This window comes from Enterobacter sp. Ap-1006 (assembly GCF_011752835.1).
GTDB lineage: Bacteria > Pseudomonadota > Gammaproteobacteria > Enterobacterales > Enterobacteriaceae > Cedecea.
In genome coordinates, this window is sequence record NZ_VWWU01000005.1 from 1 (window position 1) to 26,516 (window position 26,516).

23 protein-coding genes, 1 tRNA gene and 2 rRNA genes are annotated in these 26,516 nt (G+C 54.6%); 10 read left to right on the top strand and 16 right to left on the bottom strand.

Annotated elements, in window-relative coordinates; all coding sequences use genetic code 11:
- The first annotated feature begins 2 nt into the window (after nucleotides 1-2).
- From rrf (F3J28_RS15830) to rrf (F3J28_RS15840), 3 genes are all read left to right on the top strand, one after another.
- Nucleotides 3-118: ribosomal RNA gene (rrf, locus tag F3J28_RS15830) — 5S ribosomal RNA — on the top strand.
- A gap of 151 nt (nucleotides 119-269) precedes the next feature.
- A tRNA-Thr gene (locus F3J28_RS15835) sits at nucleotides 270-345 on the top strand.
- A 38-nt stretch (nucleotides 346-383) separates the two neighbouring features.
- Nucleotides 384-499 (top strand): 5S ribosomal RNA (gene rrf, locus F3J28_RS15840).
- A gap of 268 nt (nucleotides 500-767) precedes the next feature.
- On the opposite strand, the gene F3J28_RS15845 is transcribed toward rrf (F3J28_RS15840), so the two are convergent.
- The 16 genes from F3J28_RS15845 to acuI form a co-directional block, all read right to left on the bottom strand.
- On the bottom strand, nucleotides 768-1,526 hold the full coding sequence (locus F3J28_RS15845; protein ID WP_039298264.1) for an amino acid ABC transporter ATP-binding protein: 759 nt from the start codon (nucleotides 1,524-1,526) through the stop codon (nucleotides 768-770).
- An 8-nt stretch (nucleotides 1,527-1,534) separates the two neighbouring features.
- A complete protein-coding gene (locus F3J28_RS15850; RefSeq protein WP_166877694.1) occupies nucleotides 1,535-2,638 on the bottom strand; it encodes an amino acid ABC transporter permease in 1,104 nt (367 codons plus the stop codon).
- A gap of 9 nt (nucleotides 2,639-2,647) precedes the next feature.
- On the bottom strand, nucleotides 2,648-3,829 hold the full coding sequence (locus F3J28_RS15855) for an amino acid ABC transporter permease (protein ID WP_166877697.1): 1,182 nt from the start codon (nucleotides 3,827-3,829) through the stop codon (nucleotides 2,648-2,650).
- 71 nt (nucleotides 3,830-3,900) lie between these two features.
- On the bottom strand, nucleotides 3,901-4,926 hold the full coding sequence (locus F3J28_RS15860; RefSeq protein WP_008454925.1) for an amino acid ABC transporter substrate-binding protein: 1,026 nt from the start codon (nucleotides 4,924-4,926) through the stop codon (nucleotides 3,901-3,903).
- A 297-nt stretch (nucleotides 4,927-5,223) separates the two neighbouring features.
- Nucleotides 5,224-5,445 carry a putative periplasmic lipoprotein gene (locus F3J28_RS15865; protein ID WP_039288243.1) on the bottom strand — a complete coding sequence of 74 codons (222 nt, stop codon included), beginning with the start codon at nucleotides 5,443-5,445 and terminating at the stop codon, nucleotides 5,224-5,226.
- A gap of 291 nt (nucleotides 5,446-5,736) precedes the next feature.
- On the bottom strand, nucleotides 5,737-6,033 hold the full coding sequence (fis, locus tag F3J28_RS15870; RefSeq protein ID WP_000462905.1) for a DNA-binding transcriptional regulator Fis: 297 nt from the start codon (nucleotides 6,031-6,033) through the stop codon (nucleotides 5,737-5,739).
- Nucleotides 6,034-6,056: 23 nt separating this feature from the next.
- The gene (dusB, locus tag F3J28_RS15875) at nucleotides 6,057-7,022 is read right to left on the bottom strand and encodes a tRNA dihydrouridine synthase DusB (protein ID WP_166868850.1); all 966 of its coding nucleotides are present in this window, start codon (nucleotides 7,020-7,022) and stop codon (nucleotides 6,057-6,059) included.
- A 371-nt stretch (nucleotides 7,023-7,393) separates the two neighbouring features.
- The gene (prmA, locus tag F3J28_RS15880; protein WP_166877700.1) at nucleotides 7,394-8,278 is read right to left on the bottom strand and encodes a 50S ribosomal protein L11 methyltransferase; all 885 of its coding nucleotides are present in this window, start codon (nucleotides 8,276-8,278) and stop codon (nucleotides 7,394-7,396) included.
- Nucleotides 8,279-8,289: 11 nt separating this feature from the next.
- A complete protein-coding gene (panF, locus tag F3J28_RS15885; protein ID WP_166877703.1) occupies nucleotides 8,290-9,744 on the bottom strand; it encodes a sodium/pantothenate symporter in 1,455 nt (484 codons plus the stop codon).
- The gene (locus F3J28_RS15890; RefSeq protein WP_008454917.1) at nucleotides 9,734-9,976 is read right to left on the bottom strand and encodes a YhdT family protein; all 243 of its coding nucleotides are present in this window, start codon (nucleotides 9,974-9,976) and stop codon (nucleotides 9,734-9,736) included. Before F3J28_RS15890 ends, panF begins: the two co-directional genes overlap by 11 nt.
- A gap of 113 nt (nucleotides 9,977-10,089) precedes the next feature.
- Nucleotides 10,090-11,436 (bottom strand): acetyl-CoA carboxylase biotin carboxylase subunit, encoded by a 1,347-nt coding sequence (accC, locus tag F3J28_RS15895; RefSeq protein WP_008454915.1) that lies wholly within the window; start codon nucleotides 11,434-11,436, stop codon nucleotides 10,090-10,092.
- A gap of 10 nt (nucleotides 11,437-11,446) precedes the next feature.
- Nucleotides 11,447-11,926 (bottom strand): acetyl-CoA carboxylase biotin carboxyl carrier protein, encoded by a 480-nt coding sequence (accB, locus tag F3J28_RS15900; protein ID WP_008454913.1) that lies wholly within the window; start codon nucleotides 11,924-11,926, stop codon nucleotides 11,447-11,449.
- A 22-nt stretch (nucleotides 11,927-11,948) separates the two neighbouring features.
- Nucleotides 11,949-12,401 carry a type II 3-dehydroquinate dehydratase gene (gene aroQ, locus F3J28_RS15905; RefSeq protein WP_008454912.1) on the bottom strand — a complete coding sequence of 151 codons (453 nt, stop codon included), beginning with the start codon at nucleotides 12,399-12,401 and terminating at the stop codon, nucleotides 11,949-11,951.
- 231 nt (nucleotides 12,402-12,632) lie between these two features.
- Entirely contained in the window at nucleotides 12,633-13,232 is a 600-nt protein-coding gene (gene msrQ, locus F3J28_RS15910) for a protein-methionine-sulfoxide reductase heme-binding subunit MsrQ (RefSeq protein WP_045784150.1), read from the bottom strand.
- Nucleotides 13,233-14,237, bottom strand: coding sequence for a protein-methionine-sulfoxide reductase catalytic subunit MsrP (msrP, locus tag F3J28_RS15915; RefSeq protein WP_166877706.1), 1,005 nt, complete (start codon nucleotides 14,235-14,237; stop codon nucleotides 13,233-13,235).
- Between the two features lie 113 nt (nucleotides 14,238-14,350).
- Nucleotides 14,351-15,325 carry an acrylyl-CoA reductase (NADPH) gene (gene acuI / locus F3J28_RS15920; RefSeq protein WP_166877709.1) on the bottom strand — a complete coding sequence of 325 codons (975 nt, stop codon included), beginning with the start codon at nucleotides 15,323-15,325 and terminating at the stop codon, nucleotides 14,351-14,353.
- 207 nt (nucleotides 15,326-15,532) lie between these two features.
- Here acuI and csrD point away from each other — a divergent pair, with 207 nt between their 5' ends.
- The 7 genes from csrD to yhdP all read left to right on the top strand — a co-directional run bounded on the left by csrD (nucleotide 15,533) and on the right by yhdP (nucleotide 26,442).
- Nucleotides 15,533-17,473, top strand: a complete 1,941-nt coding sequence (gene csrD, locus F3J28_RS15925) for an RNase E specificity factor CsrD (protein WP_166877711.1) — start codon at nucleotides 15,533-15,535, stop codon at nucleotides 17,471-17,473.
- Between the two features lie 306 nt (nucleotides 17,474-17,779).
- Complete coding sequence (mreB, locus tag F3J28_RS15930) at nucleotides 17,780-18,823, top strand: rod shape-determining protein MreB (protein WP_000913396.1); 1,044 nt, start codon at nucleotides 17,780-17,782, stop codon at nucleotides 18,821-18,823.
- Nucleotides 18,824-18,887: 64 nt separating this feature from the next.
- Nucleotides 18,888-19,874 (top strand): rod shape-determining protein MreC, encoded by a 987-nt coding sequence (mreC, locus tag F3J28_RS15935; RefSeq protein WP_008454901.1) that lies wholly within the window; start codon nucleotides 18,888-18,890, stop codon nucleotides 19,872-19,874.
- On the top strand, nucleotides 19,874-20,362 hold the full coding sequence (gene mreD / locus F3J28_RS15940) for a rod shape-determining protein MreD (RefSeq protein WP_008454899.1): 489 nt from the start codon (nucleotides 19,874-19,876) through the stop codon (nucleotides 20,360-20,362). Before mreC ends, mreD begins: the two co-directional genes overlap by 1 nt.
- A gap of 9 nt (nucleotides 20,363-20,371) precedes the next feature.
- Nucleotides 20,372-20,965 (top strand): Maf family protein, encoded by a 594-nt coding sequence (locus tag F3J28_RS15945; protein ID WP_166877714.1) that lies wholly within the window; start codon nucleotides 20,372-20,374, stop codon nucleotides 20,963-20,965.
- The gene (rng, locus tag F3J28_RS15950; RefSeq protein WP_039288211.1) at nucleotides 20,955-22,424 is read left to right on the top strand and encodes a ribonuclease G; all 1,470 of its coding nucleotides are present in this window, start codon (nucleotides 20,955-20,957) and stop codon (nucleotides 22,422-22,424) included. The genes F3J28_RS15945 and rng overlap by 11 nt, the downstream gene beginning before the upstream one ends.
- Before the next feature lie 205 nt (nucleotides 22,425-22,629).
- Nucleotides 22,630-26,442, top strand: coding sequence for an AsmA2 domain-containing protein YhdP (gene yhdP, locus F3J28_RS15955; protein ID WP_166877716.1), 3,813 nt, complete (start codon nucleotides 22,630-22,632; stop codon nucleotides 26,440-26,442).
- The last annotated feature ends 74 nt before the right edge of the window (nucleotides 26,443-26,516 follow it).

Here is a 26,516-nt window from a genome sequence, read left to right on the forward strand (position 1 = left end):
TGCCTGGCGGCCGTAGCGCGGTGGTCCCACCTGACCCCATGCCGAACTCAGAAGTGAAACGCCGTAGCGCCGATGGTAGTGTGGGGTCTCCCCATGCGAGAGTAGGGAACTGCCAGGCATCAAATTAGCAGTAATGGTCAGTAATACGAGGCAGTTCGCTACTCTCAGAGAGTAGGACTGACGAACCGAAAGGTGAGTCTGAACGCTGCGAAGCAGCGGCCCGTAGGGTGAACGGAAGTTCATCAACTGACAGGCATCAAATTAAGCGTGCTGATATGGCTCAGTTGGTAGAGCGCACCCTTGGTAAGGGTGAGGTCCCCAGTTCGACTCTGGGTATCAGCACCACTTTTTAGGTTAAAGTTCGGCACGTAGAAAAGAATTTGCCTGACGGCCGTAGCGCGGTGGTCCCACCTGACCCCATGCCGAACTCAGAAGTGAAACGCCGTAGCGCCGATGGTAGTGTGGGGTCTCCCCATGCGAGAGTAGGGAACTGTCAGGCATCAAATAAAAGAAAAGGCTCAGTCAAAAACTGGGCCTTTTTTTTTATTTGCTGTTTACCGGTAAGCTACTTCTCCTGAGTAGGACAAATCCGTCGGGAACGGATTTGCACAGCCTCAGTCTGCCTGAAAGGTGGCGGGCAGGACAGCCCGGCATACAACTGTCAGGCATCAAATAAAGCAAAAAACCCCGACCGAAAGGCCGGGGTTTTTTGCTTTCAGAGATGTGCAAAACAGCATAAAAAAGGCCGCGTCAGCGGCCTTTGTCGTTTAATGGATAACCTGAGACAAGAAAGCTCGCGTTCTTTCCGATTTCGGATGAGCAAAAAACTCTTCAGGCGGTGCCTGTTCTACGATCTCTCCACGGTCCATAAAGATAACCCTGTCGGCAACGGTACGCGCAAACCCCATTTCGTGAGTCACGCACAGCATCGTCATCCCGGATTCGGCCAGTCCAATCATGGTATCCAGCACTTCCTTTACCATTTCCGGGTCAAGTGCAGACGTCGGTTCATCGAAGAGCATGATTTTAGGCTTCATGCATAGCGAGCGAGCAATGGCCACACGCTGCTGCTGGCCACCGGATATTTGCCCCGGGAATTTATGCGCATGTTCAGCGATTCGCACTCGTTCGAGATAATGCATCGCCAGCGCTTCGGCTTCTTTCTTCGGCATCTTACGCACCCAAATCGGAGCCAGGGTGCAGTTCTGCAAGACCGTTAAATGCGGGAACAGGTTAAAGTGTTGAAAGACCATGCCGACTTCGGTACGGACTTTTTCTATATTGCGGAGATCGTCATTCAACTCTGTGCCGTCAACGACAATACGTCCCTGCTGATGCTCTTCAAGATGGTTAATACAGCGAATAGTCGTTGATTTCCCGGAGCCCGATGGCCCACACAGCACTATACGCTCACCCTGCTTCACATTAAGATTAATATCTTTTAAAACATGGAATTGCCCGTACCATTTGTTCACATTTTCCAACGTGATCATCGTGTCGGCAGCCTGCAGTGTCATTTTACTCATCATAATCCTTAGTGCGGCGTGCGGCCGGTGTGGAAGCGCTTCTCCAGATGTTGGCTGTAGCGCGACATACTGAAACAGAAAATCCAATAGACGATAGCGGCAAAGACATAGCCTTCTGTCGACATCCCCAGCCAGGCCGGATCGACAGTGGCTTGCTGTACGCTACTAAACAGATCGAACAGGCCGATGATGATCACCAGACTGGTGTCTTTAAACAGCGCAATAATCGTGTTCACCAGCCCCGGGATCACCAGCTTCAGGGCCTGAGGTAAAATCACCAACCCTTGCATTCTCCAGTAACCTAGCGCCAATGACTCTGCTGCCTCATATTGCCCTTTGGGCAGAGCCTGCAGCCCGCCACGAACCACCTCGGCCACATAGGCTGACTGGAATAAAATCACCCCGACCAATGCCCGAATCAGTTTATCGATGGTGGTGCCTTCCGGTAGAAACAGCGGCAGCATCACGGAAGACATGAACAGCACCGTGATCAGCGGTACGCCCCGCCAAAATTCGATAAACATTATTGAAAGGATTCTCACAACCGGCATGCGCGATCGTCTGCCTAGTGCCAGCACAATACCCAGCGGTAGGGCGCCTGCGATGCCGACGGAAGCAATGATCAGCGTGAGGGTTAATCCGCCCCAAAGACGAGTCTCCACGCGGTCCAGCCCCAGGAATCCACCGTACATCAAGACCCAAACGAGGAGCGGATAGGCCACGGCCCAGGCGGCGATATAGCGACCACGGTGAGGAAGCGACTTCCAGAACATTGCGGCTACGGAAAGTAACCCAATGGTCAGTGCAGCATTGATGCGCCAGCGCAATTCGTGAGGGTAAAGTCCATACATAAACTGCCCGAAGCGGTCGTGGATAAAGACCCAACATGCCCCTCCCCTGGTACAGTCGGTTCTTGTCTCTCCTACCCAGTTAGCCTGGAAAATCGCCCAGTTCAGAAGTGGAGGGATAAGCGTCCACATCAGCCCGAGACAAAGCAGCGTGAGCAGAGTATTCAGCCAGCTGGAGAAGAGATTTTTACGCATCCAGCGCCAGATTCGTTCCGGGTGGTTACCTGCCTGGCGGGCGTCGTGCGCCGTTAAAACTTTAGTCATCGACATTCCTTAACGCTCGACGAGGGCGATACGGCGGTTATAGACGTTCATCAGCAGCGAAATAACCAGGCTGATAAGCAAATAAACGGACATCGTGATAGCAATGGTTTCGATAGCCTGGCCCGTTTGGTTAAGCACGCTGCCGGCAAACAAAGACACCATATCCGGATAACCAATGGCTGCTGCCAGGGAAGAGTTTTTGACGATGTTCAGGTACTGGCTGGTCAACGGCGGAATGATGACTCTCAACGCCTGGGGCACAATCACCTGGCGAAGCGTCACCTGCTTAGGCAGACCCAGGGACAAAGCCGCCTCATGCTGGCCAAAGGGGACGGACTGAATACCTGAGCGAATGATTTCCGCGATAAAGACCGAGGTGTACACCGACAGCGCCAGCGTTAAAGCCGCCAGTTCAGGGATAAGTACAATCCCACCGCTGAAGTTGAAACCGTGCAGAGCTGGAATATCCCAGTGAAGGGCTGCCCCGAAGATCAAATGCGCCAGCAGCGGAAGCACAACGATCAACGCGATCGTCACGGGCCAGGTGCGACGAATCTGCCCGGTTCTCATTTGGTGCATTTTGTTATAGCGGTACAGGCCCGCAGAAACGATCAGTGCGCACAGAATGGCAACCGCAAATGCCAGCAGACCTTCCCCCATCATCGGAGCCGGAAGAGACAGCCCGCGATTGCTCAGGTACATCAGGCCAAAGGCATCCAGAGCCTGGCGTGGGCCCGGCAGATTACGCAGTACGGCAAAGTACCAGAAGAAAATTTGCAGCAGCGGGGGGATGTTGCGGAACGTCTCTATATAGAAGGTGGAGAGTTTACGTACCAGCCAGTTATCAGAGAGGCGTGCCAGGCCCACAAAGAAGCCGATAAATGTCGCGAATACAATACAGAGAACAGACACCAGCAGGGTATTCAGCAGCCCAACAACAAAGACTTTGCCGTAGGTATCTCCCTGATCGTAGTCGATCAGATGCTGGACAATGCCGAACCCGGCGGCGCGATCGAGAAAGGCAAAACCGGAGGTAATACCGCGGCTGTCCAGGTTGGTAATGGTGTTGTGAATCAAATAAACCGCCACGCCAATAACAAAGGCGATGGCGATGATCTGATACAGCCAGGCGCGAACCGAGGGGTTAGAAAAAGATAAGTCGGCCTTCACGGCTGGGCGGTGATGACGCATAAGCAAACCTCAGTAACAGGAACATAAATCTGGGGCACCACAATCGGCAGTGCCCTGTTCTGGTATGTCGCTTAGCGAACTGGTGGGGCGTACTGAATCCCGCCGTTGTTCCACAGGTTGTTCTGGCCGCGTTTGATTTTCAGCGGGCTTTGGGCACCGACGTTACTCTCGAAAATCTCAGCGTAGTTACCGACCTGCTTCACGATGTTGTAGGCCCACTTGTTGTCCAGCTTCAGGTCTTTGCCGAAATCACCTTCTTTCCCTAACAGGTGCGCCATATCCGGCGTGGTCGGGTTGGCGGCCATCTGGTCGACGTTTTTAGAATTAATGCCCATCTCTTCGGCATTCAGCATGGCGAACAGCGTCCAGCGCACGATGGAGAACCAGTCATCATCCCCGCGGCGTACAACGGGTCCCAGGGGTTCTTTAGAGATGACTTCTGGCAGCACAAGCCATTCTGCCGGATTGCTGAGCTTGATGCGCAGGGCGTACAGCTGAGACTGATCTGAGGCCAGAGTATCGCAGCGCCCGGACTCCAGCGCTTTGGCCGACTCGTCTGAACGGTCAAAGGTGACCGGCGTGTACTTCATCTTATTGGCTTTGAAGTAGTCGGCGACGTTCAGCTCGGTGTCGGTCCCGGCCTGAATACAAACCGTGGCGCCGTCGAGCTCTTTCGCGCTTTTGAGGCCGGCTTTATTGTGGGTCAGGAAGCCGATACCGTCGTAGTAAGTGACGCCGGTGAACACCATCCCCATGCCCGCGTCGCGGGAAGAAGTCCAGGTGGTGTTACGGGAAAGAATATCTACCTCGCCGGACTGCAGCGCCGTAAAGCGCTCTTTTGCGGTCAGAGGCGTGTATTTGACTTTAGAAGCATCGCCGAAGACTGCCGCCGCCACGCCACGGCAAACATCCACATCGATACCGGTAAACTTGCCGCTGCCGTCAGCGTAAGAAAAGCCCGGCAGACCATCGCTGATTCCACATTGCACGAAGCCTTTCTTTTTGACGGCATCCAGCGTGGTGCCTGCATGAGCCTGATTAGCCATCGCAAACAGCGTGCCGGTAGCGACCAGAGTGGCGATCATCATCTTCTTCATAAATGCATCCTGAGTGGCAAAATTATCGTTATTGGCGAAATGGCATCCGGGAGGTGCCAGATCCGTATTCGTGGCAAATGCCCGAGTCATAGTCTTTAAAGCAAAGGGGATGCCAGGTTTTTGCGGGGGCGTCTTATGAAGAAGAAGGCAGGCAGCCATGAAGGTATGGGCAAGAAAATGCGCCGAAATAGTGCAGGCCTGCAACTAACGGCGCATTTCAGAGCAAAATGATTCAGGTGTTGCAGGAAGAAGAAACAAAAAAGCGCGAGAGCCTCGCGCTTTGGTCGAGGGGATAACTTATTTGGTGAGTGCCACGATACCCAGGGCTACGCCTGCCACTGCAGCGGTACCGGCGGCAATCGCACCAGCGGTTTCCCAGTTATCCTGAGTGGTGCCTTTCATACAGGTATTGGTGTGCACCAGGCGCCCCTGGTCATCATAGACCGGTACGCAAGGGGAGTCGGTCGCACAGCCAGCCAGAAAAGTAGTGAGCAACGCGACAGCGATGAATTTAGTCATTTTGAACCTCGGTTTTACCAAACGCCGGAACAGGGATTGCTCTCGTAGGTGCCCATAAAGGTACGAAGCTTTCACGGATGCTGCACCGGTGTGAATGTGGCTATTTTACCACTGCGACTCAGACCACAGGATCGGGGAATAATTGCAAAGCGTGTGAAGTGTAAACAAAGTGAAGGAAAGGGCGATGCAGCGATGAATGATGAGGAAAAACGTCAGATTCGGGGTGTAGAAAAGAGAAAAGGCGCTTTCCCATGCCGAGTCGCGCCTTTTCACAACACTAACTGATTAGTATCAGTTCATGCCGTATTTTTTCAGTTTCTTACGCAGCGTACCGCGGTTGATACCCATCATCAGGGCAGCGCGGGTCTGGTTGCCGCGGGTGTATTGCATCACCATGTCCAACAGTGGCTGTTCAACTTCAGCCAGTACCAGCTCATACAGGTCATTCACATCCTGACCATTCAGTTGAGCAAAATAGTTCTTCAGTGCCTGTTTAACCGAGTCACGCAGGGGCTTTTGAGTTACCTGATCCTGAGAGTTAACGGTGGAAACGGTCAGTACGTCAGAATTTACGCGTTGTTCGAACATAGTTCTGTCAGCTCTTTATTTCATTACGCAAGATTTTCGAAGTATGCCTCCAACGCCTCCAGCTGTTCGCTGGTATCCTCAATGGCGTTGAATGTGCGCCGAAACTGGTCATTTGGAGCGTGCTCCTGGAGATACCAGGAGACGTGTTTACGAGCAATTCGGTAACCTTTTACATCGCCATAAAAGCTATGCAGTTCCCGAACGTGCGAGCAAAGTAAGCGCTTCACCTCTGCCAGAGGCAAGGGGGGCAGCAGCTCTCCAGTGTCCAGATAATGCTGGATTTCCCGAAAGATCCAGGGTCTTCCCTGAGCCGCACGGCCTATCATCAGGGCATCAGCCCCCGTATAGTCAAGTACAGCTCTGGCTTTAAGCGGGTCAGTAATGTCACCATTCGCGATAATCGGAATGGAAACTTTCTGCTTAACTGCCCGAATGCTGTCGTATTCAGCATCGCCCTGGAATAAACAGGCGCGTGTGCGTCCATGAATTGTCAGAGCCTGAATCCCACAGTCTTCAGCCAGTTGGGCAATCTCTACACAGTTACGGTGCGCGGGCTCCCAGCCGGTACGAATTTTCAACGTCACAGGAACATCCACTGCCTTCACTACCGTCGTCACGATGTCCTTTACCAGACTCGGGTACTGTAGAAGGGCTGAACCTGCCAGCTTACGATTCACCTTTTTTGCCGGACAACCCATATTGATATCAATAATCTGGGCGCCATTAGCCACGTTAATTCGCGCGGCTTCTGCCATCTCTTCCGGTACGCTGCCGGCAATCTGCACGGTGCGAATACCCGGTTCATCCACATGAACCATGCGTAAACGGGATTTATCGCTCGCCCAAACTTCTGGGTTAGAGGACATCATCTCGGAAACGGTTAACCCGGCTCCCATCTCGTAGCACAGCGTCCTGAATGGTCTGTCAGTAATGCCAGCCATAGGTGCTGCGATCAGGCGATTTCTGAGCTGGTGGTGTCCGATGCGCATGAGTTAAGAAATGACCATACTGTGCCTGCAAGGCGGCGTATATTACGCATTTTTCACACGAGATGAAAGGCCAAACTTTGAACAATCCTCTGTCACAGATCAATGAAGCGGCAACAAACGCAGCCAGAATACGTAATTCATTCAATTAATCAGATGGTTAGGATTTTTCGTTTATTTCATGCTGTTTTAAATTTTCCTGAAAGTTAGCAGAAATATGCTGTCCAACAGGCTATTTTTACCAGATAAACCGCTGTTTTTGTGGTCGGTTTTGGGGTTTTTATGCGAACAAGCTCTCATTTTTACATGTGGCTTGTTCACTAAAACTGGCTGAAAACGGCACACGGCGTGATGTCCGTATGCCGTTATTTTCATCAGCCGTGCTTGCGGCCGGTGATACGGCACCACTCTTCTTTTTCCGCAACCGGGTCAAGCGTGAACTTATCGGCATAAGCTTCACATACCCCTTCGGCCTGGCTTGCCAGAACGCCGGAAAGGCCAAGTAAACCGCCCTCAACCGGCAGCACGCTGATTAACGGCGCTAACTCACGCAAAGGGCCTGCCAGGATGTTAGCGACCACCACGTCGGCGCTCATGACTTCTGGCTGGTCTTTCGGCAGGTAAAGCTCTAGCCGGTCGGAAACACCGTTACGCTCAGCGTTATCGCGGCTCGCCTGAATTGCCTGCGGATCGATATCGATGCCGATAGCTTTTGCGGCCCCCAGTTTAAGAGCGGCAATCGCCAGGATCCCGGAGCCGCAACCGAAGTCGATCACAGTTTTGCCCGCCAGGTCCAGGCCGTCGAGCCATTCGAGGCACAGCGAGGTGGTTGGATGGGTTCCGGTGCCAAACGCCAGACCCGGGTCGAGCATCACGTTCACGGCAGTTTCATCCGGCACATCGCGCCAGCTTGGGCAGATCCACAGGCGGTTGCCGAAGCGCATTGGGTGGAAGTTGTCCATCCATTCGCGCTCCCAGTCTTTATCTTCCAGCTGTTCCACTTTGTGGTGGAAACCCTGGCCTAACAAAGGGCAGTCCTCGAGGATAGCGACAACTTCTTCCATGTCGGTTTCCGCGTCATACAGGCCGATAACGTCGGTATCGCCCCAAAGGCGAGTTTCACCCGGCAGCGGTTCAAAGACCGGCGTGTCGTGGGTGTCCTGGAAGGTGACGGAAACCGCCCCGCTTTCAATCAGCGCATCGCCTAAGCTTTCAGCGTTGCCGCCGGTGGTGTTAATTTTCAGTTGGATCCATGGCATGGCGAAACTCTTTATTTATCAGTAGTGGAAACAAGAAGGGGTTCCGGAACGTGGCGACCAAAACGGTTACCTATCAGGAACGCCAGCAAGCTGAACAGGAGCGAAGGCACAATCGGGTGGAAGCCCAGGAGCTGCAGGCTAAAACTGGCGAGTACCGCGTATAGTCCGCCGCCGACAATCATGCCGCTCAGCGCGCCTGCTGCGTTCGCTTTCTCCCAATAGAGGCCCAACACCAGAGGCCACAGGAAAACGGCCTCCAGGCCTCCGAAGGCCAGCAGATTAAGCCAGATAATCATCTCTGGCGGTCGCCAGGCGGCCAGCATCATCAGAATACCCAGCACCAGCGTCGTGGTGGTGGAAATGCGCTTCAGACGGCGTTCCTGATGAATTTTAGCCGGACTTGCGCTAAGCCACAGGTCTTTCACGATCGTCGCGGAGGCTTGCAGCAAGTGGGCGTTCACGTTGGACATAATGGCGGCCATTGGCGCGGCCAGGAACAACCCAGCGGCCCAGGGCGGCAGAACCTTCATCATCAGCGTAGGGATAACCAGATCCGGCACCGTCAGGCCCGGGAGTACCGCTCTGCCCAGCGCGCCAGCAAGGTGCATACCCAGCATCAGGATTGCTACCACAATGGTGCCTATGATGATGCCGCGGTGCACGGCTTTGCTGTCTTTATAAGAGATGCAGCGTACCGCCGTGTGGGGCAGGCCGATCACGCCAAAACAGACCAGTACCCAGAAGGAAGCCATAAAGGTTGGCGTCAGAATGTCACCCGCGCCCTGAGGGCTGACGAGTTTCGGATCGATGTGTTCTAACGTTTGTACCGCGTTGCCCAGCCCGCCAGCGGCATGAACCACGCCGACCAGCAGCACGATGGTGCCTATGAGCATTACCATGCCCTGCATGGTGTCATTGAGCACGCTGGCGCGGAAGCCGCCGAAGGACGTATAGAGCGCGATGGTGATCCCGAAAATCAGCAGGCCAGTTTCATACTTTATACCTGCGGCGGTTTCCAGCAGCCGCGCGCCACCGATGAACTGGACGGCAATCGCGCCAACAAACGCGACCAACAGGCTAATGCTGGCAATCCAGACAACGGCCCGATTCTGATAGCGAGCCTGGAGCATGTCATTCAGCGTGATGGCGTTATAGCGGCGCGCCAGGATAGCGAATTTCTTCCCGAGGATCCCCAGAGAAAGCCAGATCGTCGGGATCTGAATCATGGCCAGCAGCACCCAACCCAAACCGAACTTATAGGCTGCACCCGGGCCGCCGATAAACGAACTGGCGCTGATGTAGGTGGTGGTGAGCGTCATGGCCAGGACGAAGCCGCCCATCGAACGGCTGCCGAGGAAATATTCACTCAGGAAGGTGCCGGATGTGCGCTGGCGCATGGCGTAAACGGAAAGACCAAAGACCGCGATCAGGTAGATAACCAGCACGGCAATCACTTCATTTTGCATGGTCATCCCCCAGAGGAATATCGCGGAATAAGTATTTCACCATCAGCCAGCAAAGCAGGATAAACAGTAGCGGCACCAGCAGGCAGGCCATCTCGAACCAGTGCGGCAAGCCGGTGATCCCCTGTGTATTGTCAGGTAAGTAAGCAGCCACTAACCATGCGGCAAGATAGAGCAAGGTCAGCCAGAGCGCCCAGCGCGCTTCTTTATGGGCCTGAACAAAACGGTTGTCCATTTTTGTCCCTTGAGTTCGCAGAAAGCGGGGATTGTAACGCATCCATACTGTCGGAGGATAAAAAAAGAAAAAGGCCGGAAATCCGGCCTTTTGTCGACATGTTCAACGGAAACTTAGTGCTGAAGACCGAGTTTCTTCTCCAGATAGTGGATGTTGGTTCCACCGTGCTGGAAGTTTTCGTCGTTCATGATTTTGGTCTGCAGATCGATATTGGTTTTGATGCCATCGATAATCAGTTCTGCCAGGGCGTTTTTCATGCGGGCAATAGCCACTTCACGCGTTTCGCCGTAGCAGATGAGCTTCCCTATCATTGAATCGTAGTACGGCGGTACTGTGTAACCGGCGTAGATATGCGATTCCCAACGCACGCCAAAACCACCAGGCGCGTGGAAGCGCGTGATTTTGCCCGGGCTTGGCAGGAAGGTGTTCGGGTCTTCGGCGTTAATACGGCATTCCACCGCGTGGCCGGTAACGTGAACGTCTTCCTGTTTGATGGACAGCGGCTGACCGGCCGCAATGCGCAGCTGCTCTTTGATCAGGTCAACGCCGGTGATCATTTCGGTAACCGGGTGTTCTACCTGAATACGGGTGTTCATTTCGATGAAATAGAACTCGCCGTTTTCGAACAGGAACTCAAAGGTACCTGCGCCGCGATAGTTAATGTCGATACAGGCTTTGGCGCAGCGGTCGCCGATGAATTTACGCAGCTCAGGCGTGATGCCCGGGGCAGGTGCTTCTTCAACGACTTTCTGGTGGCGGCGCTGCATGGAGCAGTCACGTTCAGCCAGATAGATAGCGTGCCCCTGGCCGTCGGCCAGAACCTGAATCTCGATATGGCGTGGGTTCTCGAGGTATTTTTCCATGTAAACCATGTCGTTGTTGAAAGCCGCTTTGGCTTCCGCACGGGTCATGTTGATGGATTGCTCGAGTTCCGCGTCGCTGCGCACTACGCGCATACCACGACCGCCGCCGCCGCCGGAGGCTTTGATAATCACCGGGTAGCCGATGCGTTTTGCATGGGCACGGTTTTTATCCATGTCGCCGTCCAGTGGGCCGTCAGAACCTGGTACCGTCGGTACGCCCGCTTTTTTCATCGCGGTGATCGCGGAAACTTTGTCGCCCATCAGGCGGATAGTTTCAGCTTTCGGGCCGATGAAGATAAAGCCGGAACGCTCAACCTGCTCGGCAAAGTTGGCGTTTTCTGACAGGAAGCCGTAACCCGGGTGAATCGCTACCGCGCCGGTGATTTCCGCCGCAGAGATGATTGCCGGGATGTTCAGGTAGCTTTTTACGGACGGAGCCGGGCCGATACAGACCGTCTCATCCGCCAGTAATACGTGTTTCAGATCGCGGTCCGCGCTTGAGTGCACAGCGACAGTCTTGATGCCCAGTTCTTTACAGGCACGAAGAATACGCAGTGCAATCTCGCCGCGGTTGGCGATGACAATTTTATCCAGCATGTTCGCCTCGTTACTCGATGACGACCAGCGGCTCGTCAAATTCTACCGGCTGACCATTCTCAATCAGAATTGCTTTCACCACACCGGCTTTATCTGATTCGATCTGGTTCATCATTTTCATTGCTTCAACGATGCACAGGGTGTCGCCCACGTTAACTTTCTGGCCCACTTCCACAAACGCTTTGGCATCCGGGCTAGGGGTACGGTAGAAGGTACCGACCATTGGGGAACGTACGATGTGACCACTGACTTCAGCAGCTGCAGGGGCTTCCATTGCTGGGGTTGCGGCTGGTGCAACGGCCTGAGCCAGACCCGGCTGTGGCTGCGGCTGGTACATTGGTGCAGCGTAAGCCTGTTGCATCATTGGGAAACCAGCGTTTGCCGGGGAGCGGCTGATGCGTACAGACTCTTCGCCTTCAGAAATTTCCAGTTCAGCGATGCCTGATTCTTCAACCAGCTCGATCAGTTTTTTAATCTTACGAATATCCATGAGTGGGTTCCGTACTCTTTGTTTAGATGGATTTTGACAGGCGTTTTACCGCCGTCTGTAAAGCATATGAATAGCCGTCAGCGCCTAATCCGCAGATCACGCCGATGGCCTTATCTGATAGATAGGAATGATGGCGGAACGGTTCACGCGCGTGCACATTGCTGAGGTGAATCTCGATAAACGGGATATCCACCGCCAGTAACGCATCGCGCAGCGCGACGCTGGTATGCGTGAACGCGGCCGGATTAATCAGGATAAAGTCGACAGTGTCTTTGGCCTGATGAATTCGGTCAATCAACGCATATTCGGCGTTAGATTGCAGGTGACTGAGCGTCACGCCAAGGCTGGTTGCCTCCGCCTCAAGCGTGTTAACAATTTCTGCTAACGTCTGGTGGCCGTACTTCTCCGGCTCCCGGGTGCCCAGCATGTTTAGATTAGGGCCATTCAAAAGCAAAATGTGAAATTCACCCGACATCGTGCTGCCATCTCCTGCGATTAGTAGGCAATTTACAAAATATACCTAAGTTTTCCGGTTGTCACCTTTTCGAACCGAAAATGGTCGTCAGAAAAAACCGAAGTCGCACATTATAACGATTTCGTAGCATTTGGCAGCTAAATACTGGTCTTATCAGGGAAGATGATCAACCGATATCCAGTTAAGGATACCGATCGATGTTTATTCTGCGGAGAAGCACACGCTTTGCGGCTAGCGCCACCACTGGCGAAACTTCTTGTAGCGAAGTGCAAGAAGAATGATCGCGCCCAGCGCATAAAGCAAGGGCTGAGGGGACAAAATCTTAACCGACCAGAGGAAATGAATTGGCGCGAGGATCGCGACCAGATAGACGAAGTTATGCAGTTTCTGCCAGCGGGCACCCAAAAAACGCTGTGCTCGCTGGGTCGACGTCACGGCCAGGGCCAGCAGGATAATCCAGCAAATGATGCCCAGCGTAAGATAGGGGCGGGACACCAGTTCCTGGCCAAGCAGGCCAAGATTGCTGATCCCCAGCTCCAGCAGGGAATAGCTGGTGAGGTGCAGCGTCGCCCAGACGAAGCACCACACGCCCAACAGGCGGCGGGTACGAATCAATAGCGGCTGTTTAGCGTAACGCGCGAGTGGCGTGATAAGTAACGTCGCCAGCAGCAGTTTGAGCGCCATTCTGCCGGTAAAATGCTGAATGTCTTTTGCCGGGTCGGCGCTGAAAAGTCCCTGGCTTGCCGCGTAAAACAGCCAGACGAAGGGCAGGAAAGCGGCCAGATGAAGCCCCACTTTCAGCCAGGTAATCTGTTTTACCGTCAGGCGCACTCAGAAGTTCTCCTTCAGGTTCAGGCCGCGATACAGCGAGGCGACCTGGTCTGCGTAGCCGTTGAACAGCAGGGTAGGCTGGCGCTTAACGTCCAGCACGCCGCCCGAGCCAATAAAGCGTTCTGAAGCCTGTGACCAGCGAGGGTGATCAACGTGCGGGTTTACGTTGGCGTAGAAACCATATTCATTCGGTGCGGCAAGGTTCCATGTCGTAGGCGGCAGCTCGCGCACCAGTTTTATGCTGACAATCGATTTAATGCCTTTAAAACCATATTTCCACGGCACCGTAAGGCGAATCGGTGCGCCGTTTTGCGGCGGCAGAGCTTTACCATAAACGCCCACGGTTAACAGCGTGAGCGGATGCATTGCTTCATCCAGCCGCAATCCTTCTACATAAGGGTATTGCAGCCCACCCCCGATAAACCGGTCCTTTTGGCCCGGCATCTGCTCCGGGTCATAAAGCGTTTCAAAGGCAACGTATTTTGCGTTGCTGGTGGGCTCAACCATAGCGAGCAGCTTGTGAAGCGGGAAGCCAATCCAGGGGACGGCCATCGACCATGCCTCAACGCAGCGCATGCGGTAAATGCGCTCTTCCAGCGGGAAGCGCTTATAAAGGTCATCGTGATCGAGCGTCATGGGTTTAGCCACTTCGCCGCTGATTTTAATCTGCCAGGGATCGGTTTTTAGCCCGCCGGCGTTAGCGGCAGGGTCGGCCTTATCCAGGCCAAATTCATAGAAGTTGTTGTAGCCCGTGACTTTGTCTTCCGGGGTCAGGGCCAGTTTGGCCTGGTACTCTTCTGGTTTGGTGAACGTCAGCGGTTTTCCGGCAGGTGCCGGGGGGCGATCGTTACCTTTGAACCAGGACAGAATATCGGCGTTGGCTGCCTGAGGGAGTGACAGTGCGGCCGCGCTGATGCCCAGAGCTTTCAGTACCTGGCGGCGCTTCATCATAAACACGGATTCTGGCGTAACGTCGGCTTCGGTGAGCCGGGTGACCTTTTTCATGACGTTCTCCTCGTAGCGATAGCCTAAGCATGACCGAGAGAAAGCGTTCCGGCGAATATGTCACGAAAAATTGAAATTTGAGGAGCGACAGGGCGTCGCTCCTCGGGCAAGGTTTAACGCACTTTTACCAGGGTTCTGCCCTGAGCTGCGTTATTAATGATATCGCTGGCGTACTTTGGCGCTTCTGCCAGGCCGATTTCGGTCGTCGCTTGCTGGTAGAAGGCATCCGGCAAGTCTTTCACGAGGCGTGCCCAGGCGGCCGCGCGGCGATTCGGCGGCGTCATGACGGAATCCACACCCTGCAGGCGAACATTACGCAGAATAAACGGCATGACGGTGGTTGGTAGCGTGAAGCCACCGGCTAAGCCACAGGCCGCCACGCAGCCGCCGTAGTTCATTTGCGCCAGAACTTTCGCCAGCACTTTATCGCCGACGGTATCAATGGCGCCGGCCCAGACCTGTTTTTCCAGCGGACGGGTTTCGGCGAACTCATCGCGGCCAAGAATACGGTCGGCACCGAGGCTGCGAAGGTAATCATGCGTACTTTCGCGGCCGGATACAGCGGCCACCTTATAGCCCAGTTTGTGCAGCAGCGCGATGGCAGTGCTGCCTACGCCGCCGCTTGCGCCAGTGACGACGATTTCGCCGCTTTCTGGCCTCACACCTGCGTCTTCAAGTGCCATCACGCAGAGCATCGCGGTAAAACCGGCCGTGCCGATAATCATCGCCTTGCGCGCATCTAAACCTTCGGGCATTGCAACCAGCCAGTCACCTTTTACCCGCGCGGCTTCCGCCAGGCCACCCCAGTGGTTTTCTCCAACGCCCCAGCCGGTGAGCAGCACCGCCTGGCCCGGCTGAAAACGAGTGTCCTCACTGGTGAGCACTTTGCCAGCAAAGTCGATGCCCGGCACCATCGGGAAATTACGGATGATTTTGCCTTTGCCGGTGATGGCCAGCGCGTCTTTGTAATTCAGGCTGGAGTAATCAATCTCCACGGTGACGTTGCCTTCTGGCAACGCGTCGTGGTCGATCGTTTTTACCGCGGCCAGGGTTTGGCCTTCGGACTGTTCCAGGATTAATGCCTGCATGGGCGTTCCTCGGTCGGTAGCAATGGGAAAAAAATCTTAGCAGACTATACTCCGATACTGATGTGAAGAGCCGACCTGACGCAATAAATGCTCAGAAATTCCCGAGGGGTTTCGTTTGCCTGAGGTCGGCCTTTGCTATTTAATGCTTCCTCGTTTGGGGCCCATGATGAGTGTGGTTAATTTTCACTAACCGGAGTTAACACAGGGATGCGATTAACGACGAAACTTTCAGCCTTTATTACCCTTTTAACCGGGCTTGCGATTTTCGTTACGCTCTTTGGGTGCCTGCTAAGTTTCTATAACTCTGTTCACGACAAAACTCAGCAGCGCATTATGGCGGTTGCCACGATCGTTGATAACCAACTGGTCTCACGCTCGCCCCAGGATCTGGTGGATCACTTTAGCGAGCTGATGATACCGGTGGATATCACCGAAATTCGCCTGATGGCGGATAAAACTTACCTCTTTCAGCATACTTTGCCCGAAGGCTACCGCCCGGTAGGGACGCAATATACCTACCGCACCATCAGCGTCGCCTTGATGAAGCACCCAGGCATGACGCTGCGGCTGACTTATCTCGACCCGATTGCTGTCTACTATCACGCCATGTTTACCACGACGCCATTGACTGCGGCGGTCGCTTTTATGCTGGTGGTGCTCTTCCTGGCCGGGCGCTGGCTGAAACGCCAGCTTTCCGGGCAAGAACTGCTGGAAATCAGAGCCGGAAAAATCATCGGCGGGGAACGAGGGGCGGAAGTGCGTGGTTCTGTGCATGAATGGCCGCCGCTGGTGAGCAGCGCAATGGATACCCTGCTTTCCGACCTGCAAAGCGCCAGCGAACAGCGAAGCCGCGTGGATACCTTGATCCGGGCATTTGCCGCCCAGGACATTAAAACTGGCCTTAATAACCGTTTGTTCTTTGATAACCAACTTGCCACGCTATTGGAAGGACAGGAGCAGGTCGGTGCTCACGGCGTGGTGATGATGATTCGCCTGCCTGATTTCGAGCTATTAAAAGAGACCTGGGGCAACGGCCCGGTTGAAGAATACTTATTCACTTTGGTTAACCTGCTCTCGACCTTCGTGATGCGCTATCCTGGCGCGTTATTAGCGCGTTATTTCCGCAGTGATTTTGCCGTATTGCTGCCGCACCGAACGCTGAAAGAAGCGGATGGTATTGCCAGCCAACTGCTGAATTCCGTGGATGCACTGCCGTCAACCCGTATGGTTGATCGTAGCGATATGCTGCACATTGGCATTTGCGCATGGCGCAGCGGGCAAACAAAAGAGCAGGTTATGGAGCATGCGGAAATCGCGACCCGCAACGCCGCTTTCCAGGGTGCCAATAGCTGGTCCGTTTACGACGACAAGCTCCCGGAACAGGGGCGGGGCAACGTGAAATGGCGCACTTTGCTTGAGCAGGTACTCAAGCAGGGCGGCCCGCGCTTTTACCAGAAACCCGCGGTTGATAAGCATGGGGTGGTTCACCACCGTGAAATCATGTGCCGTATCTTCGACGGTGAGCAGGAAGTTTTGTCGGCTGAATACATGCCGATGGTCAGGCAATTTGGTTTATCCGAACAATATGATCGGCAGATCGTGTCCAGGCTGTTGCCGCTGCTAAACTTCTGGCCGGAAGAAACCCTTGCCATTCAAATTACCGTTGACTCGCTGATCCGCGCCCCATTCCAGCGCTGGCTGCGTGATTCGCTGATGCAGTGCGAAAAATCGAAGCGCGCACGGATTATTTTTGAACTTGCTGAGGCAGATGTCTGTCAACACATCAGCCGATTACAACATGTTGTAAGGTTGATCACTGCGTTAGGGGCAAGGGTTGTGATTATCCAGGCGGGATTAACGGTCGTCAGCACAACTTATATAAAAGAGCTGGATGTGGAGTTAATCAAGCTGCATCCGGGTCTGGTCAGAAACATCGGCAAGCGTACCGAAAACCAGCTTTTTGTGAAGAGCCTGGTTGAAGCCTGTAACGGGACGCGAATTCATGTTTTTGCCACAGGAGTGAGGACCCGCGGTGAGTGGCAGACGCTGATTGATAACGGGGTTGCGGGGGCGCAGGGCGATTTTATCGCCGCATCTCAGCCGCTTGACAGTAATGTGAAAAAATATTCACAAAGATACTCGGTTTAACCTGCCGTTTGCCATTATTTCACGTAGAATAACGCGCGCTGCATCTCAAGGGGGCTAGTCAGCCTGCCGGCCAGATTGTCGCAGCCGTTATGAACCGGTTTGCTGCTGTTAGCTGTTCGTTTATTCTACCGCGTTTGACGCATTTCTGAACGCCATGTAGGAAGACGTTTCAAAAGTGTTACAGCCGTAGTGAACTGCACTATTTTTCACCGTTGCAGAACATTTTTGCGCCTTGTCGCTGTAGCGTGTGGTTGGTAAAGTAAGCGGATTTTGTATCCGCCCCAGCTTTCAGGATTATCCCTTAGTATGTTGAAAAAATTTCGTGGCATGTTTTCCAATGACCTGTCCATTGACCTGGGTACTGCGAATACCCTGATTTATGTGAAAGGACAAGGCATCGTACTGAATGAGCCCTCCGTTGTGGCCATTCGCCAGGACCGCGCCGGCTCGCCAAAAAGCGTTGCGGCCGTAGGCCATGATGCTAAACAGATGCTGGGCCGTACCCCGGGCAACATCGCGGCTATTCGTCCGATGAAAGACGGCGTTATCGCTGACTTCTTCGTGACTGAGAAAATGCTGCAGCACTTTATCAAACAGGTTCACAGCAACAGTTTCATGCGCCCAAGCCCGCGCGTGCTGGTGTGTGTGCCGGTAGGTGCTACCCAGGTTGAACGCCGTGCTATTCGTGAATCCGCACAGGGTGCAGGCGCACGTGAAGTGTTCCTGATTGAAGAACCTATGGCTGCGGCAATTGGCGCAGGCTTGCCGGTATCTGAAGCAACCGGCTCCATGGTTGTGGATATCGGTGGCGGTACCACCGAAGTGGCCGTTATCTCCCTGAACGGCGTGGTTTACTCCTCTTCCGTACGTATCGGCGGTGACCGCTTCGATGAAGCTATCATTAACTATGTGCGCCGTAACTACGGTTCACTGATTGGTGAAGCGACCGCGGAACGTATCAAACACGAAATCGGTTCTGCCTACCCGGGCGATGAAGTGCGTGAGATCGAAGTTCGCGGCCGTAATCTGGCTGAAGGTGTGCCACGCGGCTTCACCCTGAACTCTAACGAAATCCTCGAAGCACTGCAGGAGCCACTGACCGGTATTGTTAGCGCGGTGATGGTTGCGCTGGAACAGTGCCCGCCAGAGCTGGCATCCGATATCTCCGAGCGCGGTATGGTTCTGACCGGCGGTGGCGCATTGCTGCGTAACCTCGATCGCCTGCTGATGGAAGAGACGGGTATCCCGGTAGTAGTTGCAGAAGATCCACTGACCTGTGTTGCCCGCGGCGGCGGCAAGGCACTGGAAATGATCGACATGCACGGCGGCGACTTGTTTAGCGAAGAGTAACAGCCACAGGCCAGGGGGAGCTTTGCGCTGCCCCTGCTTGCTGGTTTGGGAATACGCATAGCCTATGAAGCCAATTTTTAGCCGTGGCCCGTCGCTACAGATTCGCCTTATTTTGGCGGTGCTGGTGGCGCTTGGTGTCATTATCGCCGACAGTCGCCTCGGTATGTTCAGCCAGATTCGAACATACATGGATACAGCCGTCAGTCCTTTCTATTTTGTCTCTAATGGTCCCCGTGAATTACTCGACAGCGTGTCTCAAACGCTGGCCTCGCGCGACCAGCTTGAACTTGAAAATCGGGTTCTGCGTCAGGAGTTAATCCTGAAAAACAGTGAATTGCTGATGCTGGGTCAATACCGGCAGGAGAACGCGCGCCTGCGCGAGCTGCTCGGTTCCCCGCTGCGTCAGGATGAACAAAAAATGGTGACTCAGGTCATCTCCACCGTTAACGATCCGTACAGCGATCAGGTGGTGATCGACAAGGGCAGCGTGAACGGCGTGTACGAAGGTCAGCCGGTTATCAGTGATAAAGGCGTTGTCGGCCAGGTTGTCGCAGTCGCGAAGCTGACCAGCCGGGTGCTGCTGATTTGCGATGCCACTCACGCGCTGCCGATTCAGGTATTGCGTAACGATATCCGCGTGATCGCCGCCGGTAACGGCTGCACGGACGATTTGCAGCTGGAGCATCTGCCGGCCAATACCGATATTCGTGTCGGCGATGTACTGGTGACTTCTGGTCTTGGCGGTCGTTTCCCTGAAGGCTACCCGGTTGGCGTTGTGTCATCCGTTAAGCTGGATACCCAGCGCGCCTATACCGTGATTCAGGCTCGTCCTACCGCCGGCCTGCAGCGTCTGCGCTATCTGTTGCTGCTTTGGGGCGCGGATAAAAACGGTTCGTCGCCAATGCCGCCAGAGGAAGTCCACCGCGTGGCCAATGAGCGCCTGATGCAGATGATGCCTCAGGTTCTGCCGCCGCCGGGTTCAATGGGCCCTCCTGCGCCGGTTCCAGCGCCAGCAACCGGTATCACACAGCCTGCTACGGGAGCACAGTAGTGGGAAGTTATCGCAGCCAGGGCCGTTGGGTTATCTGGCTTTCATTTTTGATTGCCCTGCTACTGCAGGTCATGCCCTGGCCGGATGACCTCAAGTTTTACCGGCCGGATTGGGTATTGTTGATTCTGCTTTACTGGATTTTAGCCCTGCCGCACCGCGTTAACGTCGGGACGGGTTTTATTGTGGGCGCCATACTGGATTTGATTAGCGGCTCCACGCTCGGCGTGCGTGCTCTATCATTGAGTATTGTGGCTTACTTGGTGGCGCTGAAATACCAGCTTTTCCGTAACCTCGCCCTTTGGCAGCAGGCGCTGGTTGTCATGCTGCTCTCGCTGGTCACAGACATCATTGTTTTCTGGTCAGAATTTTTAGTGATCAACGTCTCTTTCAGACCGGAAGTGTTCTGGAGTAGTGTAGTTAACGGTATCCTGTGGCCCTGGATTTTCCTGTTAATGCGCAAAGTTCGCCAGCAATTCGCTGTGCAATAAAAGGTAAACATGACTACGTTGTATCTGGCATCCGGTTCGCCTCGCCGTCAGGAGCTTCTGACCCTGCTGGGCGTTTCTTTCGAGCGCCTCGTGCCTGGCATTGAAGAACAGCGGCAGCCGCACGAAAGCGCGGAACAGTATGTTCGCCGTCTGGCGCGCGAAAAAGCGCAGGCCGGGGTGGCGATGGCCGCCGAAGATTTGCCTGTACTGGGTGCGGATACAATCGTTATCTTTAACGGCGAAGTGCTGGAAAAACCACGGGATACAGAGCATGCCGCACAGATGCTACGTTTGCTCTCAGGCAATCAGCATCAGGTGATGACGGCAGTTGCTATAGCCGACGCCAGTCAGGTGCTGGAAGCGTTGGTGGCGACCGATGTGACGTTCCGCCGCTTATCGGAACAGGATATTGCCGACTATATTGCCAGCGGTGAACCTATGGACAAAGCCGGAGCTTACGGCATTCAGGGGCTTGGTGGCTGTTTCGTTAAAAGGATTAATGGCAGTTATCATGCAGTGGTGGGATTACCGCTGGTGGAAACTGGTGAGTTGCTGAGCAATTTTCACGCGCTGCGTGACGGACGAGGAAAAGATGACGGCTGAACTATTAGTCAACGTTACCCCATCAGAGACGCGGGTGGCCTATATTGACGGTGGCATACTGCAAGAAATTCATATTGAGCGCGAAGCGCGCCGCGGAATAGTAGGGAATATCTACAAAGGTCGCGTTAGCCGGGTGTTGCCTGGAATGCAGGCGGCGTTTGTAGATATTGGCCTGGACAAGGCGGCATTCCTTCATGCTTCTGACATTATGCCGCATACCGAGTGCGTCGCCGGTGAGGAGCAAAAGAACTTTAGCGTGCGCGACATCGCCGAACTGGTTCGCCAGGGGCAGGATTTAATGGTGCAGGTGGTCAAAGATCCGCTGGGCACCAAAGGCGCGCGCCTGACCACCGACATCACGCTTCCTTCCCGTTACCTCGTTTTCATGCCCGGCGCTTCTCACGTGGGTGTTTCCCAACGTATCGAAAGCGAAGCCGAGCGCGACCGCCTGAAGCGTATCGTGAATGAGTATTGCGATGAGCATGGTGGCTTCATTATTCGTACCGCTGCGGAAGGCGTGTGTGAAGAAGACTTAGCCTCTGATGCGGCTTACCTGAAGCGCGTATGGACCAAGGTCAGCGAGCGTAAAAAACGCAATCAAACCCGCTACCAGATGTACGGTGAACTGGCGCTGGCCCAGCGCGTATTGCGTGATTTTGCCGACGCGGCGTTGGACAGAATTCGCGTTGATTCCCGCCTGACTTACGAAATGCTGCTGGAATTTACCGCCGAGTACATGCCGGAGATGACCAGCAAAATCGAGCATTACAGCGGCCGCCAGCCGATTTTCGATCTCTACGACGTTGAGAATGAAATCCAGCGTGCGCTGGAGCGTAAGGTGGAACTGAAGTCCGGCGGCTATCTGGTGATTGACCAGACCGAAGCGATGACAACGGTGGATATTAATACCGGCGCGTTTGTGGGCCACCGCAATCTCGACGACACAATTTTTAATACAAATATCGAAGCGACTCAGGCCATCGCGCGCCAGCTCCGGCTGCGTAATCTGGGCGGCATTATCATCATCGACTTCATCGATATGAGTAATGAAGATCACCGCCGCCGCGTCCTGCATTCTCTCGAGCAGGCGCTGAGCAAAGATCGCGTGAAGACCAGCATTAACGGCTTCTCCCAGCTCGGCCTGGTCGAGATGACCCGCAAGCGCACGCGCGAAAGCGTAGAGCATGTGCTGTGCAACGAATGCCCGACCTGCCACGGTCGCGGCACCGTAAAGACGGTGGAAACGGTTTGCTACGAAATTATGCGTGAAATCGTTCGTGTGCATCATGCCTACGATTCCGACCGTTTCCTGGTCTATGCTTCTCCTGCGGTGGGCGAGGCGTTGAAAAGCGAAGAGTCTCACGCGCTGGCTGAAGTAGAAATCTTTGTGGGTAAACAGGTCAAAGTTCAGATTGAACCGCTCTACAATCAGGAACAGTTCGACGTCGTGATGATGTAAATGCGCGAATGCGCATTGCAGACGACTGACAAACCTCTGGTGATAGAAGAAATACCGGGCGTTTAGTCAAAAAAACATGAAAATCAATTCGTTGATTTTCGGCTGATAATCACAAAGAGGGAAAAAGCGTGGTTTTTCCCTCTTTGTCAGCAACCTCAAATGTGCGGATGCGCATTTTGCCCGTAAGGCTGACAAGGAGAGAAAGGTGAGGCGACTGCCCGGCATTCTGCTGCTCACAGGCGTAACGTTGGTTGTTATCGTCGCGCTACTGGTGAGTGGCCTGCGGCTCGTTTTGCCGCACCTGGATGCCTGGCGGCCCGCGCTGCTGGATAAAATTGAAGCCGCCACCGGCGTGCCGGTGGAAGTCAGTAATTTACAGGCAAGCTGGGAGAATTTTGGCCCCACGCTTGATGTTCGCGACGTTAAGGCCGGCCTCAAAGACGGCGGCACGCTGAGTATCAAACGCGTTACGCTGGCGCTGGATGTCTGGCAAAGCCTGCTTCACGCCCGCTGGCAGTTTCGCGATTTGACCTTCTATCAGCTGCAAATGCGTACCAACACGCCGCTCAGCCAGAATGGCGGCGATAGTACGCTGGAAGCGGATAAAATCAGCGATCTTTTCCTCCGCCAGTTCGATCACTTCGATCTCCGCGACAGCTCCCTTAGCTTCCTGACGCTCTCCGGCCAGCGGGCCGAACTTTCTATTCCTCAGCTTACCTGGCTTAACGGTAAAAACCGCCACCGCGCGGAAGGCCAGGTCAGCCTGTCCAGCTTTAACGGCCAGCACGGCGTGGCCAACGTTCGTATGGATCTGCGGGACGAAAACGGGATTCTGAACAACGGCAAGGTCTGGCTGCAGGCAGATGACGTAGACGTGAAGCCCTGGCTGGGCCGCTGGATGGAAGACAATGTCGACCTGAAAAGCGCCCGTTTTAGCCTCGAAGCCTGGATGGACGTGAAAGAAGGGGATATCAGCGGCGGCAGCATCTGGCTGAAAAAAGGCGGGGCAAGCTGGCCGGGTTCCGGCAGCGTGACGCACTCGCTTTCGGTCGATAATCTTACCGCTCAGGTCAGCCGGGAGAAATCCAGCTGGCAGATCTCCGTCCCTTCTACCAATATCACGCTGGATGACCAGGCGTGGCCGAAAGGCTCGCTCTCTGTGGCCTGGGTAGCCCCGCAGGATGTAGGCGGGAAACAAAGCCAGCGCAGCGATGAACTTCGCGTACGCGCCAGCAATATGGAACTGGACAGGTTTAATGGCCTGTTGCCGATTGCCGCCAAAATTTCGCCGCAGCTGGGGGATATCTGGACTTCGCTGCAGCCTCAGGGCCACATTGACGTGCTGGCGCTGGACATTCCGCTCCAGCAAACCGAGCTGACTCGTCTGCAGGCCCGGTGGAAAGATGTGAGCTGGAAGCAGTGGAAACTGTTGCCTGGCGCGGAGCACTTCTCTGGATCGGTGACCGGCAGTGTCGCAAACGGGCAGCTTAATGCCGAAATAACCGACGCAAAAATGCCTTATGAAACCGTCTTCCGCGCGCCGCTTGAGATTGAGAAAGGCGTAGCGACGCTTGCCTGGCAGAAAAACGCAGACGGCTTCCAGCTAGACGGCAAGAATATCGACGTTAAGGCTCGCTCCGTTTGGGCGCGTGGCGATTTCCGCTACTTCCAGCCCGCCAGCGGCGATCCGTGGCTGGGCATTTTGGCGGGCATTAGCACCGATAACGGTGCGGACGCCTGGCGCTACTTCCCGGAAAACCTGATGGGCAAAGAGCTGACGGATTATCTCAGCTCGGCGATTCAGGGTGGTCAGGCCGATAACGCCACGCTGGTGTACGGCGGCAACCCACATCTTTTCCCCTACGAGCACAATGAAGGCCAGTTTGAGGTTTACGTCCCGCTTCGTAACGCAAAATTTGCTTTCCAGCCGGACTGGCCTGCGCTGGAAAACCTCGATATCACGCTAGATTTCATCAATAACGGGCTGTGGATGAACAGCAAGTCGGTCAAGCTGGGCGGTGTAACGGCCACTAACTTGACGGCAAACATCCCCGATTATGCCAAAGAAAAGCTGCTGATAGATGCCGACATCAATGGCCCGGGCAATGCGGTAGGGCCTTATTTCAAAGATACGCCGCTGGAGGATTCCCTGGCTGCCGCGCTGGATGAACTCCAGATTGGCGGCGATGTGAATGCCCGCTTACATCTGGATATTCCTCTCACTGGTGAAATGACAACGGCCAAAGGCGATGTGCGGCTGAACAACAACACGCTGCTGATCAAACCGCTGAACAGTACGCTGCATAATCTGAGCGGCAAATTCAGCTTTACCAACGGTGACCTGCAGAGTGAAGCGATGAGCGCGAACTGGTTTAATCAGCCGTTGAGCCTGAACTTCAACACCAAAACTGGCGATAAAGACTATCAGATTGGCGTCAACCTGAGCGGCGACTGGCAGCCCAATAAAACCGGTGTGTTGCCGAAGCAGGTCAACGACGCGCTCAGCGGGAACATCGCGTGGAAAGGCGACGTGGGTATTACGCTGCCTTATCACGGCAGCGCCAGTTACAAGGTCAATCTGGCGGGCGATCTGAAGAATGTGAGTAGTCACTTACCTGCGCCTGTAGATAAAAAATCCGGGGCAGCGCTGCCGCTGAATATCGCCGTTAAGGGCGATTTAAAGAGCTTCGATCTCACGGGCAATGCAGGCGCGCTCAATCACTTCTCCAGCCGCTGGCTGCTGAGTAAGAAACTCACCCTCGACCGGGCTATTTGGGCGACAGACAGTAAAACTGTGCCGCCTCTGCCAGAGCAACCGGGCGTGGAGCTCGATCTCCCTGCAATGGACGGCGCTCAGTGGCTGGCGCTCTTCAGTGAAGGCGCGGCGGACAGCGTTGGGGGATCTGCCGTCTTCCCGTCCGCAGTGACGCTGCGGACCCCGGCATTAACGCTGGCGGGCCAGCAATGGCATAACCTGAGTCTGGTTTCTCGCCCGGAGATGAACGGCACGCAGGTTGAGGCCCAGGGGCGTGAAATTAATGCCTCGCTGAGCATGAAGAACAACGCGCCCTGGCAGGCCAGCGTTAAGTATCTTTATTTCAACCCGAACTGGAGCGTTCTCCCGAGTGGTGCAAACGGAACGGAGACGCTGCAGGTCCCGGAAAGCGGCGATACGCTTAGCTTCCGTGGCTGGCCAAATGTGCAGTTGCGCTGCGCGGAGTGCTGGCTGTGGGGACAGAAATATGGCCGTATCGATGGGGATGTGACCATTAATGGCGACACGCTGCAGCTGGCCAATGGGCTGATTGATACCGGCTTTGCTCGCCTCACCGCCGACGGTGAGTGGGTGAATAAGCCCGGCAGCGAACGTACTTCACTGAAAGGCAAGCTGAAGGGCGAGAAGCTCGACGCGGCCGCGAACTTCTTTGGCGTGAAAACGCCGCTGCAGGGCTCTTCTTTCGACGTTGATTATGACCTGCACTGGCGGGCGGTGCCCTGGAAGCCGGATGAAGCTTCGCTGAACGGTATTCTGCATACCAGGCTGGGGAAAGGGCAAATTACCGACGTCAGCACGGGCCATGCGGGCCAGCTTCTGCGTCTGGTCAGCTTTGACGCGCTGCTTCGCAAACTCCGTTTCGATTTTAGCGATACCTTTGGCAGCGGATTCTACTACGACTCGATTCGCAGCACCGCCTGGATAAAAGATGGCGTATTGCATACTGACGACACGCTGGTTGACGGGCTTGAGGCGGATATCGCGATGAAAGGTTCGGTAGACTTAGTCCGTCGCGAGCTAAATATGGAAGCGGTTGTCGCCCCTGAAATCTCCGCGACGGTAGGTGTGGCCACAGCTTTCGCGGTTAACCCGATAGTCGGTGCCGCGGTGTTTGCCGCCAGTAAAGTGCTTGGCCCGCTGTGGAGCAAAATCTCGGTGCTGCGCTACAGCATTACCGGCCCGGTAGATAAACCAAAAATTGATGAAGTGCTGCGGCAGCCGCGCACCAGCGAAGCTCACTGATTTGACGTTAGCGGTTAATTGCCGCAAGCTCCATAAATAAACCATTCCTCGCCAAACGGGCGATAAGCAATAAG